The sequence below is a fragment of the Mangrovibacterium sp. genome (genome assembly GCF_041596335.1).
Classification (GTDB): Bacteria; Bacteroidota; Bacteroidia; order Bacteroidales; family Prolixibacteraceae; genus Mangrovibacterium.
The window spans coordinates 1-16,576 of record NZ_JBFHIT010000052.1; the positions used below are offsets into that span (position 1 = coordinate 1).

The 16,576-nt window shown below is 40.5% G+C and carries 14 protein-coding genes; 7 read left to right on the forward strand and 7 right to left on the reverse strand.

Features of this window, described 5'->3' with window-relative positions:
* Positions 1-127: 50S ribosomal protein L28 (gene rpmB, locus ABZD21_RS15565; protein ID WP_372776034.1), on the reverse strand; the 127-nt coding region annotated here is incomplete at its 3' end.
* A 313-nt stretch (positions 128-440) separates the two neighbouring features.
* On the opposite strand from rpmB, the gene ABZD21_RS15570 reads away from it, so the two are divergent.
* From ABZD21_RS15570 to ABZD21_RS15585, 4 genes are all read left to right on the forward strand, one after another.
* Positions 441-1,085, forward strand: a complete 645-nt coding sequence (locus ABZD21_RS15570; RefSeq protein ID WP_372776004.1) for a peroxiredoxin — start codon at positions 441-443, stop codon at positions 1,083-1,085.
* A 99-nt stretch (positions 1,086-1,184) separates the two neighbouring features.
* A complete protein-coding gene (locus ABZD21_RS15575; RefSeq protein WP_372776005.1) occupies positions 1,185-2,000 on the forward strand; it encodes a lysostaphin resistance A-like protein in 816 nt (271 codons plus the stop codon).
* Positions 2,000-2,479, forward strand: a complete 480-nt coding sequence (locus ABZD21_RS15580) for a DUF456 domain-containing protein (RefSeq protein ID WP_372776006.1) — start codon at positions 2,000-2,002, stop codon at positions 2,477-2,479. The genes ABZD21_RS15575 and ABZD21_RS15580 overlap by 1 nt, the downstream gene beginning before the upstream one ends.
* 269 nt (positions 2,480-2,748) lie before the next feature.
* Positions 2,749-3,219 carry a hypothetical protein gene (locus ABZD21_RS15585; RefSeq protein WP_372776007.1) on the forward strand — a complete coding sequence of 157 codons (471 nt, stop codon included), beginning with the start codon at positions 2,749-2,751 and terminating at the stop codon, positions 3,217-3,219.
* A gap of 331 nt (positions 3,220-3,550) precedes the next feature.
* Here ABZD21_RS15585 and ABZD21_RS15590 read toward each other — a convergent pair whose 3' ends face one another.
* Complete coding sequence (locus ABZD21_RS15590) at positions 3,551-6,373, reverse strand: PAS domain S-box protein (protein WP_372776008.1); 2,823 nt, start codon at positions 6,371-6,373, stop codon at positions 3,551-3,553.
* 367 nt (positions 6,374-6,740) lie between these two features.
* On the opposite strand from ABZD21_RS15590, the gene ABZD21_RS15595 reads away from it, so the two are divergent.
* Complete coding sequence (locus tag ABZD21_RS15595) at positions 6,741-6,887, forward strand: hypothetical protein (protein ID WP_372776009.1); 147 nt, start codon at positions 6,741-6,743, stop codon at positions 6,885-6,887.
* 354 nt (positions 6,888-7,241) lie between these two features.
* Here ABZD21_RS15595 and ABZD21_RS15600 read toward each other — a convergent pair whose 3' ends face one another.
* On the reverse strand, positions 7,242-8,381 hold the full coding sequence (locus ABZD21_RS15600; RefSeq protein ID WP_372776010.1) for a DUF6786 family protein: 1,140 nt from the start codon (positions 8,379-8,381) through the stop codon (positions 7,242-7,244).
* Positions 8,382-8,784: 403 nt separating this feature from the next.
* Between ABZD21_RS15600 and ABZD21_RS15605 the strand changes: the two genes are divergently transcribed.
* On the forward strand, positions 8,785-10,005 hold the full coding sequence (locus ABZD21_RS15605) for a dicarboxylate/amino acid:cation symporter (protein WP_372776011.1): 1,221 nt from the start codon (positions 8,785-8,787) through the stop codon (positions 10,003-10,005).
* A 158-nt stretch (positions 10,006-10,163) separates the two neighbouring features.
* Here the strand turns inward: ABZD21_RS15605 and ABZD21_RS15610 are convergent, their stop codons facing one another.
* The 4 genes from ABZD21_RS15610 to ABZD21_RS15625 all read right to left on the reverse strand — a co-directional run bounded on the left by ABZD21_RS15610 (position 10,164) and on the right by ABZD21_RS15625 (position 15,333).
* Positions 10,164-10,580, reverse strand: a complete 417-nt coding sequence (locus ABZD21_RS15610) for a DUF134 domain-containing protein (RefSeq protein WP_372776012.1) — start codon at positions 10,578-10,580, stop codon at positions 10,164-10,166.
* A complete protein-coding gene (aroC, locus tag ABZD21_RS15615; protein ID WP_372776013.1) occupies positions 10,580-11,653 on the reverse strand; it encodes a chorismate synthase in 1,074 nt (357 codons plus the stop codon). The genes ABZD21_RS15610 and aroC overlap by 1 nt, the downstream gene beginning before the upstream one ends.
* Before the next feature lie 72 nt (positions 11,654-11,725).
* Positions 11,726-12,331: a peptidylprolyl isomerase gene (locus tag ABZD21_RS15620; protein ID WP_372776014.1), complete on the reverse strand. Its 606-nt coding sequence runs from the start codon at positions 12,329-12,331 to the stop codon at positions 11,726-11,728.
* Between the two features lie 260 nt (positions 12,332-12,591).
* Complete coding sequence (locus ABZD21_RS15625) at positions 12,592-15,333, reverse strand: putative LPS assembly protein LptD (protein ID WP_372776015.1); 2,742 nt, start codon at positions 15,331-15,333, stop codon at positions 12,592-12,594.
* 106 nt (positions 15,334-15,439) lie between these two features.
* Between ABZD21_RS15625 and ABZD21_RS15630 the strand changes: the two genes are divergently transcribed.
* Positions 15,440-16,567 carry an N-acetylmuramoyl-L-alanine amidase gene (locus ABZD21_RS15630; RefSeq protein WP_372776016.1) on the forward strand — a complete coding sequence of 376 codons (1,128 nt, stop codon included), beginning with the start codon at positions 15,440-15,442 and terminating at the stop codon, positions 16,565-16,567.
* Positions 16,568-16,576: the final 9 nt, after the last annotated feature.

Below are 16,576 nucleotides of genomic sequence, written 5' to 3' on the forward strand. Positions count from 1 at the left end.
CTTCTGGAAGATAGAATTTTTTATTGAACAAGTTCGGACTGAACCGACGTTTGGTTCTTCTTTTCGAGTGAGAAACATTATTTCCCACCATCGCTTTTTTACCGGTTATTTGACAAATTCTTGACATTGTCTTTATTTTTTACAGAATCACACGTTTTTCAAACAGTTCGCAAAATAAGCGTATTTTCTTTAAATAATCAAATCGTAAGCAAAGTTTTTTCTACTTTTTTCAACAAGTAATTGTTTAAAAATCAAAAAGTTTTTCCGATCAGAGCAATTACAACCTAAAACCATCGTATATTTTCAGTAAATGGACAAAGCATAAAGAACATAAGTTAGATATGATTTTCGTATATTGTACGTGAACATTTTAAAAGCTAAATAGTTATTTGAAAAAGACGAAACGACAAATTCGATAAATAAACTAATTTTTAATTGCTATGGAAGAACAAATCAATCAAATGCCGCGTATTGGTGATATGGCTCCCGATTTTGAAGCTACCACCACCTATGGTCCGTTAAAATTTTCGGAATATAATAAAGGCAGTTGGGTCATTCTATTTTCGCACCCCGCTGACTTTACTCCTGTATGTACTACTGAAATGAGCGGATTCGCAATCAGAAGTGATGAATTTAAAGCTCTGAACACAAAACTAATTGGCTTGAGTATCGACAGCATTCATTCGCATATCGCTTGGGTAAACAATGTCAAAAAGAATTCGGGAGTACTATTCAACTTTCCGATCGTCGCTGACATCGATATGGGGGTATCGAAACTTTATGGGATGCTTCAACCGAACGAAAGTCAAACGGCAGCCGTCCGGGCAGTTTTCATAATTGATCCAACCGGAAAAGTTCGCCTGATTATGTACTACCCGCTGAATGTAGGCCGTAACATGGATGAAATAGTGCGTACGCTTAAAGCATTACAAACCTCTGACAAACATGGAGTAGCCCTTCCGTTAAACTGGGTGCCGGGTGAAAAGGTCATTGTTCCGCCACCAAAAACTGTGGCTGAAATGGAGGACCGTGAAAAATCCAATTATGAGATGATGGATTTCTATCTGGCAAAAAAAGATTTGTAACAAATTATTGTTGTTAATACCAAAGGAGGCGAAATTCATTTGTCTCCTTTTTTATTTTTTGTCAAAAACAGACTATCTTCGGTCATGTAAATTGCAACTATGAATAACGAGCAAAAGCGCTTTTATCCCACTTTTTTAGGTGCAGCCCATCTGGTTGTTTTATACTTATTTATTCAGACGATTGTAGACTTTCCTCTGGCAATCTGGGATTATTACCATGGAACCGAGTTTTTATACAACCCGCTAAAGAAGATTATTCTCAGCGTGGGGTCGATTAGCTTTATACTCTATTTTGGGTATCGCAAAGCAGGAACATCGCTCAATAAACTCTTTCCCATGAAATGGTTTAACCCTTTAGTGTTTGCTCCAATCATTTTGTTCTTGATGAGTGCTCATATTTTTCTTGAAGATGTGAACCGTTGGGTCGACAAACTATTGCCTGCACCGCCTTGGTTCTGGGAGCTGTTCGATAAAATATTCGATAATGATTTTGGGCTATGGGGGGCTTTTTTGAAAGTCGTCGTCGTTGCACCGATCATCGAAGAGCTAATCTTTCGAGGTATTATCATGCACGGACTAATGCGAAACTATTCCAACATAGTTGCTATATTTTTCTCGGGCTTATTGTTCGGACTATTCCATCTGAATCCTTGGCAGTTTCCGGCTACATTCATTTTAGGCTGTTTGCTAGGGTGGATCATGATTATCACCCGGAACATTTGGGCTTGCATACTTGGCCATGCAATAAACAACCTCTTGGTTTTGCTAAGTATTGAGTATTACATTGAAATATCAGAATTCTCCTTCTTCCTCCTTGAACGAAAAGAACAATTGCATCTGAGTTACCTCACCGCTGCGCTAAGTATAATTCTGATTGGCCTGTTTGCAACTTTCAACCGAAAAATTTTAGACTGATGGATTATGTGATGATTATCCTCGGAGCAATTTTGATGATTATAGGAATTGCAGGTGCGGTGCTACCTGTTTTGCCGGGTCCACCAATAAGCTTTCTCGGATTACTTTTGTTACACTTCACCGCAAACTATCAGTTTAATACCTCTTTTTTAATCCTTTGGGGCACTATCGCCATAGCCGTATTCCTCCTCGACCAAGTTATTCCGGTTTGGGGAACTAAACAATTTGGGGGAAGCAAGTTTGGCGTATGGGGCAGCCTCATTGGATTACTGATTGGCCTGATTTTTTTAGGCCCCCTGGGAATCCTGATTGGCCCGTTTCTCGGTGCTGTTGCCGGAGAATTGATCGCAGGGAAACGTTCGCCTCAGGCTCTTCGATCTGGAATTGGTTCGCTTTTAGGCTTTTTGGCCGGAACGATCGTAAAGCTGATTGTCTCGGGAATGATGTGCTGGTATTTTATGAAGGAAATAATTTACTAGACTAATTCAACCAAAAATATCCCACTCCCGAACAAGAACTTGATTATCAATTCGATATATTCTTAAAAAAGTAATTCAAAATCGTGAAAAACCGGAGCGAATTCTCCATTTTTTCAACAAATAATCAAAAGGCATTTTATAACTCAAAGAACGAACAAACAACCTAAAACAGCTGCTCCCATTCACTTTTTTCAAAAAAAATACTGTTTTTAAATATGCTGCATTAATCTTTTTATCCGCTCTGAATGTTATAAATTAAAACTTCAATTATGGATTTAAATACGCAAAGAGCAATGCGCGAATTATTCGAAGAATTTGAACGGATTGATATCTTTCGAAATCATTTCAAACGTGATTTCACGGACGAATATCGAGCTGCGCTGCTTAAAACATATCAAATACAAGAAACAGAGCAACTTGTAGCTTTCATTGAGTTAATGGCAGACCAGGCATACAGTTTAATGGAATCGATAATCGAAAAAGACCAGTGCTATCCTGAATACCGAAAAGAGATTGAGCTACAGGTTCTTGATGCATTGGTTGGGAAACAAATCACTTCTGCAGAACACGCCAGCGAAATAATGCAACTCAAGTATACGCTTAACTGCATTCTATTGAAATATTACCCGGTCATTTACGAGTTATCATCGTTTGGCTATCGCTTGCTCGATCGCAATGTACAGCATTTCATCTACCAGTTTACGACAGCAATTCGCCACGAGTTAGAACATCGGCAATGACGGCTTTATGCCCCCCAAATAGCAAGGAGTTCAAGTAGCCGTTGTGTTTGCCGCCAAGTCCAGTGCTCTTCCGATAGCGGGGCGTATTTCGATGAAAAAAGAAGCTTTCCCGGTTTTTTGCAGAAACGACCCAAGCTAATTTATTGACTATTTGCCATCGTATTTTGAACTTCCTTTTCTCATTCCATTTTCATTGTGCTGTATCGTATCTAGTATTAGTCTTAATTTTAGATTTCGAATCCCAAAACACCAGAACTGACATTTGCTGGTGTAAGCCCCCGCTGCCCCGGCTGATATTTTATTTATTCTTGTAAACTCTACATCTCCGAACTCAAAGTGCCATAACACTGCTCCGATCAGTCACAATGGGGATCTGCAAATAGAAGGTACTCCCTTTTCCTGGTTCAGATTCAGCCCAAACCGATCCATTTAGTAGTTCTGCATTCAGTTTTGCGATAGATAGCCCAAGCCCGGCCCCTTCATACGATCTGGTCTCATTTACTTCTGCCTGAGTGAATCGATCAAAAATAACATCAAGTTTATCTTTATGAATTCCAAGACCGGTATCTCTTATATAGCAAACAATCCTACCATGCTCTCCATACCAGCCGATTTCGACATAGCCACTCTTTGTAAACTTAAATGCATTTTTCAGTAAATTGATCAGGATAGACTCCAATCTCTCTTTGTCCGACCTAAATATAAAATCAGCCAGGAATCGGTTAACTACCCGGAATGCAATTTTTTTCTTTTCTGCGTCAGGTAAAAATATTTTCTCCAGATAACTCATCAGGTCATTCAAAACGATATCCTGAAGAACAACCTTAACCTGCCTGGCCTCAAGCTCTGATGTTTCAATTATATCATTAATGGTGTTCAGCAATCGGTCGCTGCTCTGCTGCACAACTGAAAGAAAATCGGCATGAATGTCCTTTTTGAAGTCGGGTTCCTGCAGAAGTTCGAGAAAGCCCAAGATGCTGTTCATAGGGGTACGGATTTCGTGACTCATGTTTGCCAGGAACGCTGTTTTTAGCCGATCACTTTCTTCTGCTTTTTCCTTAGCGACCACCAAATCGCGAATCAGATCTTTCTTTTGAGTAATATCTTCCTTCACGGCAACAAAATGTGTGATCTCGAATTTGTTATTATAAATAGGCGAAATGATACAATTCTCCCAGTAATATGAACCGTCCTTCTTCTTATTTCGCATCTCAGCAGTCCATTCCTGACCGGATAAAATTGTAGTCCAGAGATTTTTATAGAAACTATGACTTTGAAATCCGGATTTTAGAATCTGTGGTGTTTTACCAACAATATCATCGTTCGAGTAACCGGTAATTTTGCTGAATGATGGATTGACGTATTCAATTTTGCCCTCCCGGTCTGTAATCATCATCATTACTGGATTATGCTCGACTGCCCGATTTAACAATCTCAGTTGCCGCTCTATTATTCGTTTTCCGGTGACATCTAAAACAACTGAAAGGATATAGTTTTTATTCGCGATAGAAATTACATGATTATAGCTTTCCAAATCCAGAAAACTACCATCTCGTTTCTTCAATGTTAATTCGAAATTCAGATTGTTTCGGGCCAATAACTCTTTGATTTTTGCATCTATTTCAGTTGTCGGCATGGGCAGTAAATCATACAATCTCACTCTAAGAGTCTTATCGAAATGCATTTTGAAGAGATTAGCAGCTGTAGAATTCGCTTCAACGATCACCAAACTTTCCGGATCAATCATCACTTTTGCCGCAGTATGACTGTTGAATATTGCGCGAAACTTTGCCTCACTCTCCATTAATTTCCTTTCTTGCTTTTTTCGTTTACTGACGTCCCTAAAGCTAACAACTGCACCTTTCAAAATCTCGTCCTCCCGAATTGGATAAGAAAAGTACTCTACGTCGAAGCTGGTGCCATCCGATCTCCAAAATACGTCATTGGCTTCATGAGTTGTTTGTCCTGACCGGAATGACAACGACATACCACACTCCCATTTCGGACGATGTGAACCATCAGATCGACTGTGATGAATCAACTCATGCATGTTTTTGCCAATCAAGCGATCTTCGTCCGGATATCTTAAAACATTAAGTGCAGCCCGATTGATCATGGTACAATTTCCCTCTAAATCAATTCCGAAAATACCTTCGGCAGTTGAATTGAGAAGCAATCGAATCTGAGACTCACTTTTTTTCAACAAAAGAGTCTGCTCACTTAATTCACGAAGTGTGCGTTCGTGCAATTGAATTTCTTCATTTAGATGTCTTGTTCTCTTTTTGACTTGTTTCCGGAGAAGAACAAGTCCAATGAATGAGAAAAGAACGACAATCGGGATCAGAATAATCAGAACGAACTTAAGAATCTGTGCCAATGAAAGCTTTTCTTCAATCAGAGGACCAAACCATTTTTTATGGATTTCAGTATATTCCCCATTAGCCATGACGATCGAAAGGCCTTCATTTAAGAGCGCAAGTAGTTCGTCATCTCCTTTTTTTACAGCAAAGCAAAAATCGGTGCTAAAATCAGGCAAATAGCAATCATTCGGGCTTACGTTTCTCAGATTCAAACGTTTTATTATTTCCATGCCGACAATTCGTTGAGTAATCACAACGTCGGCCTCATCGTTTATTAGATGCCGAAATGCCTCATCAAATGTGGTTGTTGCAACAATATATCTAGACAGCTTGTTTCTGCGAACATACTCTTCCGCATTGTCGCCTTTCATCACATAGATTTTCAGATTCTGCAAATCGGAAAGCTGGCTAATTTTATGCCTGTCAGTCTTTGTAAATACACTTCCTTGAAGAGACAAATACGGGACCGTAAAGTCATAAAGTCCTTTTCGTTCACGAGTATCAGCTACAATTGGCAATGCGTCAATCTTTCCATCGGACAATCGTTGCCGAATTGAAGTCCACGGACCGATCTCAACTTTCACGTTAAGACCGACATGCTCAGCCGAGCGAAGAAACAAATCGACGGCGAAACCATCTGGTTCCCCACGTGAATTTAAAATACAGTAGGGCGGATAATCGGGTTCGCAGCCAATTGTAATTGTATCGTAAAGTACTGAGGGAGTCTTCATATGCCCATGAACCGGGCAAAAAGCGAACGCAAAAAGCAGAAAGAACAAGAGGGGGTGTGTCATTCGTCAGCTTATTTCGGAGTTAACAATTCAACTAAATAACATATTTACTATAAATTAAACCGACTGTTTTGGAACGATATTTCGACCTCCTCACTTGCCTTTCAGTTAATCGAAAGAGATGCAACTTCACTTTATTGTTATTTCCAAACAACAGTTACACAATTTAAAAAATTATTTTCAATACGTTACTACAAAAAACAGGCTTTAGGGACAGAAATATCAATTTATACTGATATAATTCATGATTTGGCTCCCTTTTCGTGCTTACTAGCAAGGCGGATACAGGTTGATAAATGGACGAGTTTATGATTTTCGCGACAAACAACTAGGAACCAGTGCCTATGAATCGCTCCCAAATACACGATTGATGCCCTTTCAAATTAAGGTTAATATCGATCAGCTAAAAATAAAACAGGAAACCATCCGAAGCATCTACATTAAAGTTTTTAACGTTTACCACTCCATAGCCGGATATTATATTGCATTAGCTCTGGAATTATTCCATACGGAATAGTCGTCAATCGTAAATGTTTGATCCCCTAACAAGCAGCATAATACGAATCAAACAAGTTAAAAATGAGTTGCAGGTATCCAATACAGGCATACCTGAAATTATTCACTGGTCGAAGGCGCAAATCAGGATTATTGCAGGAAGGTAACACACACAATCGACATAGCTAGTCCGGTTGCACCGAACTAGCTATGTGGGGAGGAGCTTCGACAATTCAGTTTATATTGTCGTTGACAAAAACCTATTGAGCAATACAAATGTTTCTTAAACCAAACGGGTAAATTTACTCGGCTGGGTAACCCGTTCTTTGGGTATCGCGGTCGATTTAGTTTTAATTTTTCTGCATTGAACGTTCGACTACAAAAAGTCGCGTAAAGCCTGAAGGGATACGCCTAGAACCGACTCTGCCAAGGCATTTAAATCCGATTCAATTCCTTCGAAATGATACGTTCGCTGAATATGCACATGGCTTTCTCCCGGCTTTAAAAAAAGTGCCTCCGAAGAAGATTCCAATTCGTAGAATGGCCCAAGTTGCGATCCATTGTCCAATGGTCCATCATTGTAGGCATTTATTAAATCGCCACTGAAAGGTTCTGCCTGGGTTTCTTCCCACGACGAATTGACATAGTCACGAGCCTGTGGATTTATAGTCGTTTCCAAAATTGTCAACCGCTGATTCGTATAATCGTAGCTTCCTATAAAGCGCTTGGCCCGTGCTGGCGAAATCCCAATTTTACTTCGGAATTGCCCATCTGCTCGCAGTAAAACACAATTTTCGCAAATTCGAATCCGATCTTCCGGAATAGCTCCAAAATAATCTGATTTAACCACCGCTCCATCTGCAGCCGGCTCGTACGGTACAATGATTACGACATCAGGTGACGGATTATACATCGACAGCATCCAAATCGACGGGAGACCACCTGCTTTGGTCCATGGAATATCTCCGGCATTCTGCACCTGATTCAACGATTCGTAAGCGACAACTTTTATCGATGTTGCAGGTTGATAATTCAGTACGTAGGCAATTTCATCAGGTAAAATAATCCCAACACGACGAGTGACCGCAATATCGAATTTGGTTCCGGAATAGTTTTTCAAGCTAAATTGCCGGTAGAAAGTTGCCATCTCCGGCATTACTTCCTGAACATCCCAACTCATGGTATCAATCGCCTGCGGAACTTTCCAGTTTTCAATCGTCATGGGTTTTCCTTTTTCAAAATAGAAAGAAAACTGCCCTCCTTCCGGACCAAACCAGAAACGTTCTTCTCCACCAAAAGCATTGAACTGCTCCGAACGTTCGTCTGAAGCGATCAGCTCGTGATTTACCCAACCGAAAGAATAACCCTCCTTGCCTGAGGTTGTACTGGTCATTACCCGACCCTGTAATTCCGGAGCTACTAAAACACGCGACTCGCCTCCGACCAACTCTATGGCCGTTTGTTTTTTCTGAAGGCTTTCCAAGTCATATCCGTATTGTCCTTTTTTAAATGACATAAATTCTAATTAATTGCGATTAAGAAAACGATTCCTGTTTCGGTAAACCAAAACGAATAAAATATCTGTTAAAGATAAAATTCTTAATTCGAATCATGCAATCAAATTCATGTAAGATTTATGTCGGCTCCATCTTCTGAACCTTGGTAAACGACCTATCGAGTATTTTCCGAACCAGGCCGAATTTTATGGATGACCGAAATACTTCATGTTCATTTCCCGTTCTACTACTTTTATCCACATTCATGGCAATAAATGATTTTTATCGCTAGATTTGTGACAATTAGGCGCTTTATTTGGTACTTTAAGATAAAATTGTTTCGCTTTTTAACCAGAATTCGGCAAGAGTAACCATTAAAACGACCTGGTAATAACTCGGCATATAAATAAACAAAACACCTCTATGTCTCTGTTGAAAATGAAACTTCACTGGCAAATCTTGATTGCCCTCGTTCTGGCAGTCGCTGTCGGTTATTTCTTTGGCAATCAGGTAAGCTACATTAGCTGGATGGGCGATATTTTCCTTCGGCTCTTAAAAATGATCATTATTCCCCTAATTTTCAGTTCAATCGTAAGTGGGGTTACCAGTATGGGAAGTGGGAAAAATTTGGGGAGATTGGGTATTAAAACACTCTCTTACTACCTAATGACATCGCTATTCGCCATTTTAACGGGTTTACTGTTGGTCAACCTCATTCAGCCGGGGGTTGGCGTTGATATGGGATTTAATTCAAACGCTGGTACGTTTGATGCTCACGAAGGTAAACTTTCGGAAATATTTATTCGAATGATACCGGAGAACGTTTTTGAGGCACTGATGAACGGTGATATTTTATCCATCATCTTCTTCGCTGTACTGTTTGGTTTTTTTATTAATTCAGCCAAAAGCAAATACCAACAAACACTGACGACCTTTTTCGATAGTTTTTTCGATGTGATGATGAAGATGACCATGTTTATCATTCGCTTCACGCCGCTTGGTATTTTAGGCATTGTAGCCACTGAAGTCGCCCGAAATGCCGAACAACTATCCTCAATTGCAGGTAGCATGGCTATTTATATGCTAACAGTAATAATCGCTTTAAGTATACATGCCTTTATTACCCTTCCGTTAGTCGTAAGGGTTGTAGGCAAAGCTCATCCTTACCGACATCTGAACAACATGATTACCCCGCTTTTAACAGCCTTTTCAACCTCTTCATCAAGTGCAACACTCCCACTGACGATTGACGCTGTTGAAAACAGAAGTGGAGTTTCGAATAAAATTACAAGCTTCACCCTCCCCCTTGGAGCGACCATTAATATGGACGGCACAGCTCTATACGAATGTGTCGCGGCGCTATTTATAGCTCAGGTTTATGGTATTGATCTAAGTTTTGGACAGCAAATGCTGGTTGTTGTAACTGCCTTGCTGGCCTCAATCGGAGCTGCCGGAATCCCAATGGCCGGGTTAGTCATGATTACCATCATTCTCTCAGCGGTAAACCTTCCGCTCGAAGGTGTGGGATTAATACTTGCAGTCGACCGGATTCTGGATATGTGTCGTACGTCTGTAAACGTTTGGAGCGATAGCTGTGGTGCGGTGATTATTGCTAAAAGCGAAGGCGAAAAAACACTTGTCTGAGTGCCTGACCGCTATCGAGGGAGGTTTTTCGGATCAATAAGGAAATTTGTCCTTCGGTGGACGATCGGCTTATCAACAAAAAAAATTCCCTAATCTGCCGGAGTCAATCCAAACAAATTGGGGAATTCAATCGGGGGTGTATAAATTTAAACCGAACGTTACTCCTCGTCAGTGTAAAAATCATTCAGTGTTATTATTTCCAGTGAATTACATACCGGACACGTTTTTTCTGTTTCATCCAGACGATTAAACTTTGCCTGACAATTATTACAGTAATACCAGTTTTCATCAAACTGAAAGTTACCTCCTCTAATAATCAAGTCTTTGCCCTCTACCATAGATTGCGCTACTTTGTTCCTTGCCGACTCATAGATCCTGGTCAGAGTTGGTCGCGAAACTTCCATACAAACTGCAGCTTCCTCCTGGGTCATGTTTTCGTAATCTAACAATTTAATGGCTTCGTACTCCTCGAAATACAGAACAACCTGAGCTGAGCGGCTTTTCGGGCCGTAAACAGATAGTCCTTTGATCGAAGGAGGAGCCAATAGTCGGCGGTCTCTTTTTTTCCGGGGCATTATATTTTATTTATTTTATTAAGTAGATAATGATCAGCTATAACCAATGCTGCCATAGCTTCCACAATCGGAACAGCCCTTGGCAAAACACATGGATCATGTCTTCCCTTCGGATTGATCGTCGTCTCATTTTCATCTTTATCAACCGTTTGCTGTTCTTTCAACAGCGTAGCAATCGGCTTAAAAGCAACATTGAAATAGATGTCTTCTCCGTTGCTAATTCCTCCCTGCACTCCTCCGGAATGATTCGTTTTAGTTCGTATTCCTGATTCGGTTTTCACAAAAATATCGTTGTGATCCGAACCCGACAATCTGGTTCCTTCAAATCCGGAACCGTACTCAAATCCTTTAACGGCATTAATTCCCAACATTGCATGACCCAAATCGGCATGCAATTTATTGAAAACAGGTTCGCCAAAGCCTGAAGGCACACCTTGAATAACACCTTGAATAACGCCACCTATTGTATCGTGGTTTTTTCCGGCTTCTTCAATCCGGGCAATCATTTTATCTGCAATTCCTGCATCCGGACAACGGACAATATTTGAATCAATTTTTGTCAAATCAACGTCCTTGTAACTTTGGGTAAGCTCAATATCGCCAACACGTTTTACAAATGCGTCAATTTGGATTCCTTGTGTCTTCAGTAACAACTTAGCAATTGCTCCGGCAACCACACGAGCAATTGTCTCTCGTGCTGATGATCGACCTCCACCACGATGATCGCGGCTTCCGTATTTTTGAATATAGGTATAGTCGGCATGTGAAGGACGATAAACATCTTTCAGATTGTTGTAATCATTTGAATGCTGATCCTTGTTCCAAACAATAAAACCGATTGGAGTCCCCTGTGTTTTTCCCTCAAAAATACCCGACAGGAATTCAACCTGATCCGACTCAGCCCGCTGAGTGGTAATTTTTGACTGGCCAGGTTTACGACGATTCAATTCATTCTGAATGAAATCCATGTCGATTTCCAACCCGGCAGGGCATCCATCAATTATACCGCCAATACCTCGTCCGTGTGATTCGCCAAAAGAAGTTAGTCTAAAGATTTGTCCAAAGCTATTCATTAGATGCTATTATTATCTTGCCACTGATTTGCAGTGGCAAGATATGAGAGAATAAATTCGTTTTCCAGTTAATTAGTGACCACAGCCACATCCGCCATGAGCACTTTCAGTCGAACATGATTCGTCATCACATCCACAACCTCCATCGCCACAGCTCGATTCACCATCGCCACAACCGCAACCACTTCCACAACCACCACTAACAGTAGCTGCTATTTCTTCGTCGGTTGCCTCGCGTACTTCAAGAATATCTCCTTTAAAATGCAAATCTTCACCAGCCAACGGGTGATTAAAGTCCATTTTAACTGTTTCGTCGGTAACTTCTAAAACCAAGCCATTCATACGCTGACCATTTGTACTCATCATTGGAACGGTATTGCCAACTTTGATCATTTCATCGTCAAATTTACCTTCCATGATAAAGATTGACTTTGGTAAATCAACAACAGCGTTTTCGTCAACCTCTCCGTAAGCGTCGGCACTTTCCAGGTTAATTTCAAATGCTTTTCCTTGTTCCAAACCTTCCAGAAGAGCTTCAAACTTAGGAAGCATCATACCTGCTCCATATAAAAAGTTCAATGGTCTCTCAGCTGTAGCCTGCTCAATCAATTCACCCTCTGCACCACCGATTCTCAGATCGTAGGTCAGAGAAACCATTTTGTTTTTTGAAATCGTCATATCAAATTATTTAGATTGATTTTTAATAATTAAACTGCAAAGAAATAAAATTCAAGCAGATAAAAAAAGACACTCTGTTCTTATATATTTTATTTAAAGATAACATCATAAACCAACATTAGTTTATTTCCAACAGAATGTATTTGGTAGCTTTAACAAATATTTGCTCTCAAACGTCGCGCTTGTTGCCCCTGGCTGGCTGATGAATGAAGAACCGACCATCGGTTTATGACTGACAAATAGCATCAAACAATGTTTGATTAATTGTCGTACCAACTTTTCCGTTTGTCGATTTTTAAGTCCTGCAACATCGAAGAGGAAGCATTTAGCGAAAAACTATAACTGCGACGATCGCCAAATGGTACAAAGTTAAAACTCATATTCCAGCAATGGAGTGCACGGGATACATTAAACGTTGTAAATGAGAATTCTCCGGCTTCAATATCGAAGTTTGTCGTCATCGACATATTCCATTTATCAGTTAAGCTCATGCGTCCGCTAAAATTCATACTTTGGTTGATGACCGCATCACTGTATGGATTTGATTTACTGTAACTCATTGTGTAATCGAATCGAAACTCCCAGGGAATGCTAAAATCGTAATACTGGATGCCTCCCATTGAAACGACTGGCATCATTGGTTCTCCGAACTCGTCAAATCCACTCTCGGGCTTGGGCTCATTCGAACTTCCGGGCTGACCTCCGGGACCACCAGAATTATTTCCTTTGTTTTTATCTTTTGATTTAAAAGACATGCCAAACGACATGTTTGCCGAGGTCAACCGGCCCAAACGGGCCAAACCGGTGCGATTATTCCATGCAAAATCATTAATCCTTACAGAACCGGTGGTATCGGTTAGATACGGATCTAATGTACCGCCAAAGTTAACGCTGACTCCTTTTACGGTTGTACGTCCTCGGATAGAAATAGTACTGAGGTTCAACGAGTCGGCGATCAAATTATAAGATCCGCTAAAGCTCAGGTTATCCAGAATCTTCACCTTTGTAAACTTATCATCGTCACCTTCTCCGCCTTTGCTGATTGTGTCGTTTTTCGCTGCCATTTTCGCCTCAATGTTGTTCGAAAGTCCAAAACTGATGGCTCCGCTTTCGCCTCTGCTCGTTGAACCGTAAACACCGTTCTGAAATCGGTTGTAGTACTTCACATCTCCGTTTTCGTCATAATAAGTGTCCCAAAAACCATATTTCGGGTCACCAAAATCCGGACGATAGCTAAAACTCAGGGTTGGTGTCATTTTATGGCGAATAGCTTTCAATCGCGAATTGGGATTTTTCATGATGTACATCCCATAAATATTAGTCGAGGCACTAAGCGAATACGAATATTCATAGTTCCGTTTAAAACCATAGAGCGTATCAACTTGCAGAATCTCTTGCTGTGTTGCATGGTTATAAACGTAGCGCGATTGCAGCTCGCTGCTATACCAGCGTTCTTTATAGCTGAACGAAGGACTCATATTGATGTATTTCATCAAATTAAAGCTAGGCAGTGTAATTGGAATCGAATGTTGAATCCCGTTCTTCCAATCCTTCGTAAGCGACTGATTCAGAATTTCGCTTTCGTCTGCAGTTATTGAGTTCTTCATATTCCCGGTATAACCGACACTTATCTTCTCCCAAAACCTCGTCTTCCCTACCCGATCCTTATTTTTAAATGGGTAAATTTTCGACATATTGAAAGTAACTACCGGTAAACTTAACGACATCGTTGAATCGCTTGAATTCTGACTGTGCGTAAAGTTCGTCGACATACTAAACGGACTGTTTTCCCACTTCTTTGAATATGAAATACTAGACGACTTTGTTGTACTTAAATAAGATGCCACGTCTGTAGCATTCTCTTTATCGTAGCTGCTTGTCGATAAGTTCACGCTGGCTGAAAAACTTTGGTTCGGATTTGCCTTGCTATCCTGAGAGTGAGACCACTTCACACTAAAACCTTTTGTCTCATAATAGTCAGATAGATCCTCTTCGCCGTATTTGTTTAGATTGTACGCCAGATTGAAATTACCCGAAAATTTATAGCGTTTTTTATAATTGCTACTGATATTCGTTGCCCACGACCCTTTCGAATAAATATCTCCTTTTACTGTCAGATCGAAAAATTCATTCGCGGCCCAATAGTAACCACCATCTTTCAAAAAGAACCCTCGCGTTGTTTCTTCACCATACGAAGGAATAATAATCCCGGATGAATAAGTCGATGAATTCGGAAAGAAACCAAAAGGAAGAATCGGAAAGTAAATGGGGAAATCTTCCAGAACCATATAGGCTGGTCCCGTAATAATTTTTTTATTCGATATTACTTTCGCCTTGGTCATTTTCAGGTAAAAATGCGGATGATCGGCATCGCAGGTCGTGTATTTTCCATTTTTCAGAATGAACTCGTCTTTGCTCATTTTTTTAGTCCGTTCGCTATGAACGTAACCTTCGCCCTGCTCCGTTTTTACATCCTCGATAATCCCCTTCTGAGATTTGAAATTATATCGAAGTGTCTGGCATTCAAACTCTTCATCACCATCTTTAAAAACCGGAGTTCCCTGCATTACACCAACGCTGTCCGGGAGTCCTTCAGCATAAACTTCTTTGGTATTTAAATCGAGGATAATAAAGTCAGCGGTAAGCTCAATGTTTTGATATGTTACCACTCCCTCCTTGTACATGTACACTTTTTGTCCGTCAAGCGACACAATGATTGAATCGGATGCATTGTAATTTATAGTGGCCTCCAGGACGGGTTTCTTTGGTGCCGTCTTTCGGTTCAATGAATCGGTGGAAAGTGTATCCGTCGATAACGACAGGCTATCCGGCAATGCCTTAACCAAGGTCGTATCGGGATCGATGCTGATTAACGAATCTGGAAAATCAAGTTGTTCGATTACCAGCTTGGGTTGCTCCTGCGCATAAGCACTGAGGCTAATTACAACCAGTAGATATAGGATTATTTTACGTCTCAAAATGCCCTTAAAAATTGTCTTCATTCGCTTATTGGTGTGCAAAAATATAAATTCGCAGCCGACAATAAGGTTAACAAGAGAAAAATAATTCTAATATTTCTATTTTTAACGAAGCAAAATTTGTTTGTTCATGCGTAACACACTGAGTATACTCTTCTTTTCATTGATCCTGCTTTGGGGAATTCCCGCTGATTTACATGCAGAGCCTATAACCGGCAAAAAATTCACAGTTGTCATCGATCCGGGACACGGTGGTAACGATCCCGGAGCTATTGTCAGAAAAATAAAAGAAAAAGATATTGTGTTGAAGCTCGCGTTGAAGTTAGGACATTACATCAATCAGGAAATGCCCGATGTCGAAATCGTCTTCACCCGGGAAAACGATGTTTTTATTCCTCTCTACCAACGGGCAGCGAAGGCGATCAATAGCAAAGCTGATTTGTTTTTATCGCTGCATGTCAACTCCTGCGCTACTCCGTCAGTTAGCGGAACAGAATCTTATGTCTTGGGAATGCACAGAACTGAAGAAAACCTTGAAGTTGCCAAAAAGGAGAACTCAGTGATTTTAATCGAAGACGATTATTCAACCCGGTATGAAGGTTTCGACCCGAACCTGTCAGAGTCCTACATCATGTTCGACCTGGTACAGGAAGAGTATTTTAATCAAAGTGTAAGTGTGGCAGCATTGGTACAGAACAAGTTCAAAAATCAGGCCGGCCGGAATGACCGAGGGGTGAAACAGGCCGGGTTTTTGGTACTGCGACAAACCAGTATGCCAAGTGTATTAATAGAAGCCGGGTATTTAAGCAATGCCACCGAAGCTGATTACTTAAACTCAGACAAGGGACAAGATGAATTGGCGAAAGCAATTTGTGATGCGCTTAAATCGTACAAAACCGGTTTTGAAACCCGAAATGATATCAAAGTAACGGAAGTTGTGGCTGAAACACAAAACGGCATTGAAAAGCAGGAACGAAAGAACGAACTAAACAAATCCCTCTACTATTGTATTCAAATAGCGGTGACCAATAAAAAAATCGACACGAAGTCAACTAACTTCAAAGGGTTGAATTCCGTTTTCGTAAAGGAACAAAAAGGAATATATAAGTATTATTACGGCAGAGAAACCGATTATGAGAGGATCTTAGAGCGAAAAAAGGAAGCGAAAGCGCATTTCAGAGATGCATTCGTGATCGCTTTTCTGAACGATACGCAAATTAGCTTGAAAGAGGCTATGGAAATGCAAAAGAACAAGTAAGTAGTTCTG

Bases quoted from the DNA above. Each gene is read 5' to 3' on its own strand.
- ABZD21_RS15570 (WP_372776004.1), top strand. From the start codon at position 441: ATGGAAGAACAAATCAATCAAATGCCGCGTATTGGTGATATGGCTCCC.
- ABZD21_RS15575 (WP_372776005.1), top strand. From the start codon at position 1,185: ATGAATAACGAGCAAAAGCGCTTTTATCCCACTTTTTTAGGTGCAGCC.
- ABZD21_RS15580 (WP_372776006.1), top strand. From the start codon at position 2,000: ATGGATTATGTGATGATTATCCTCGGAGCAATTTTGATGATTATAGGA.
- ABZD21_RS15585 (WP_372776007.1), top strand. From the start codon at position 2,749: ATGGATTTAAATACGCAAAGAGCAATGCGCGAATTATTCGAAGAATTT.
- ABZD21_RS15590 (WP_372776008.1), bottom strand. From the start codon at position 6,373: ATGACACACCCCCTCTTGTTCTTTCTGCTTTTTGCGTTCGCTTTTTGC.
- ABZD21_RS15595 (WP_372776009.1), top strand. From the start codon at position 6,741: ATGCCCTTTCAAATTAAGGTTAATATCGATCAGCTAAAAATAAAACAG.
- ABZD21_RS15600 (WP_372776010.1), bottom strand. From the start codon at position 8,381: ATGTCATTTAAAAAAGGACAATACGGATATGACTTGGAAAGCCTTCAG.
- ABZD21_RS15605 (WP_372776011.1), top strand. From the start codon at position 8,785: ATGTCTCTGTTGAAAATGAAACTTCACTGGCAAATCTTGATTGCCCTC.
- ABZD21_RS15610 (WP_372776012.1), bottom strand. From the start codon at position 10,580: ATGCCCCGGAAAAAAAGAGACCGCCGACTATTGGCTCCTCCTTCGATC.
- aroC (WP_372776013.1), bottom strand. From the start codon at position 11,653: ATGAATAGCTTTGGACAAATCTTTAGACTAACTTCTTTTGGCGAATCA.
- ABZD21_RS15620 (WP_372776014.1), bottom strand. From the start codon at position 12,331: ATGACGATTTCAAAAAACAAAATGGTTTCTCTGACCTACGATCTGAGA.
- ABZD21_RS15625 (WP_372776015.1), bottom strand. From the start codon at position 15,333: ATGAAGACAATTTTTAAGGGCATTTTGAGACGTAAAATAATCCTATAT.
- ABZD21_RS15630 (WP_372776016.1), top strand. From the start codon at position 15,440: ATGCGTAACACACTGAGTATACTCTTCTTTTCATTGATCCTGCTTTGG.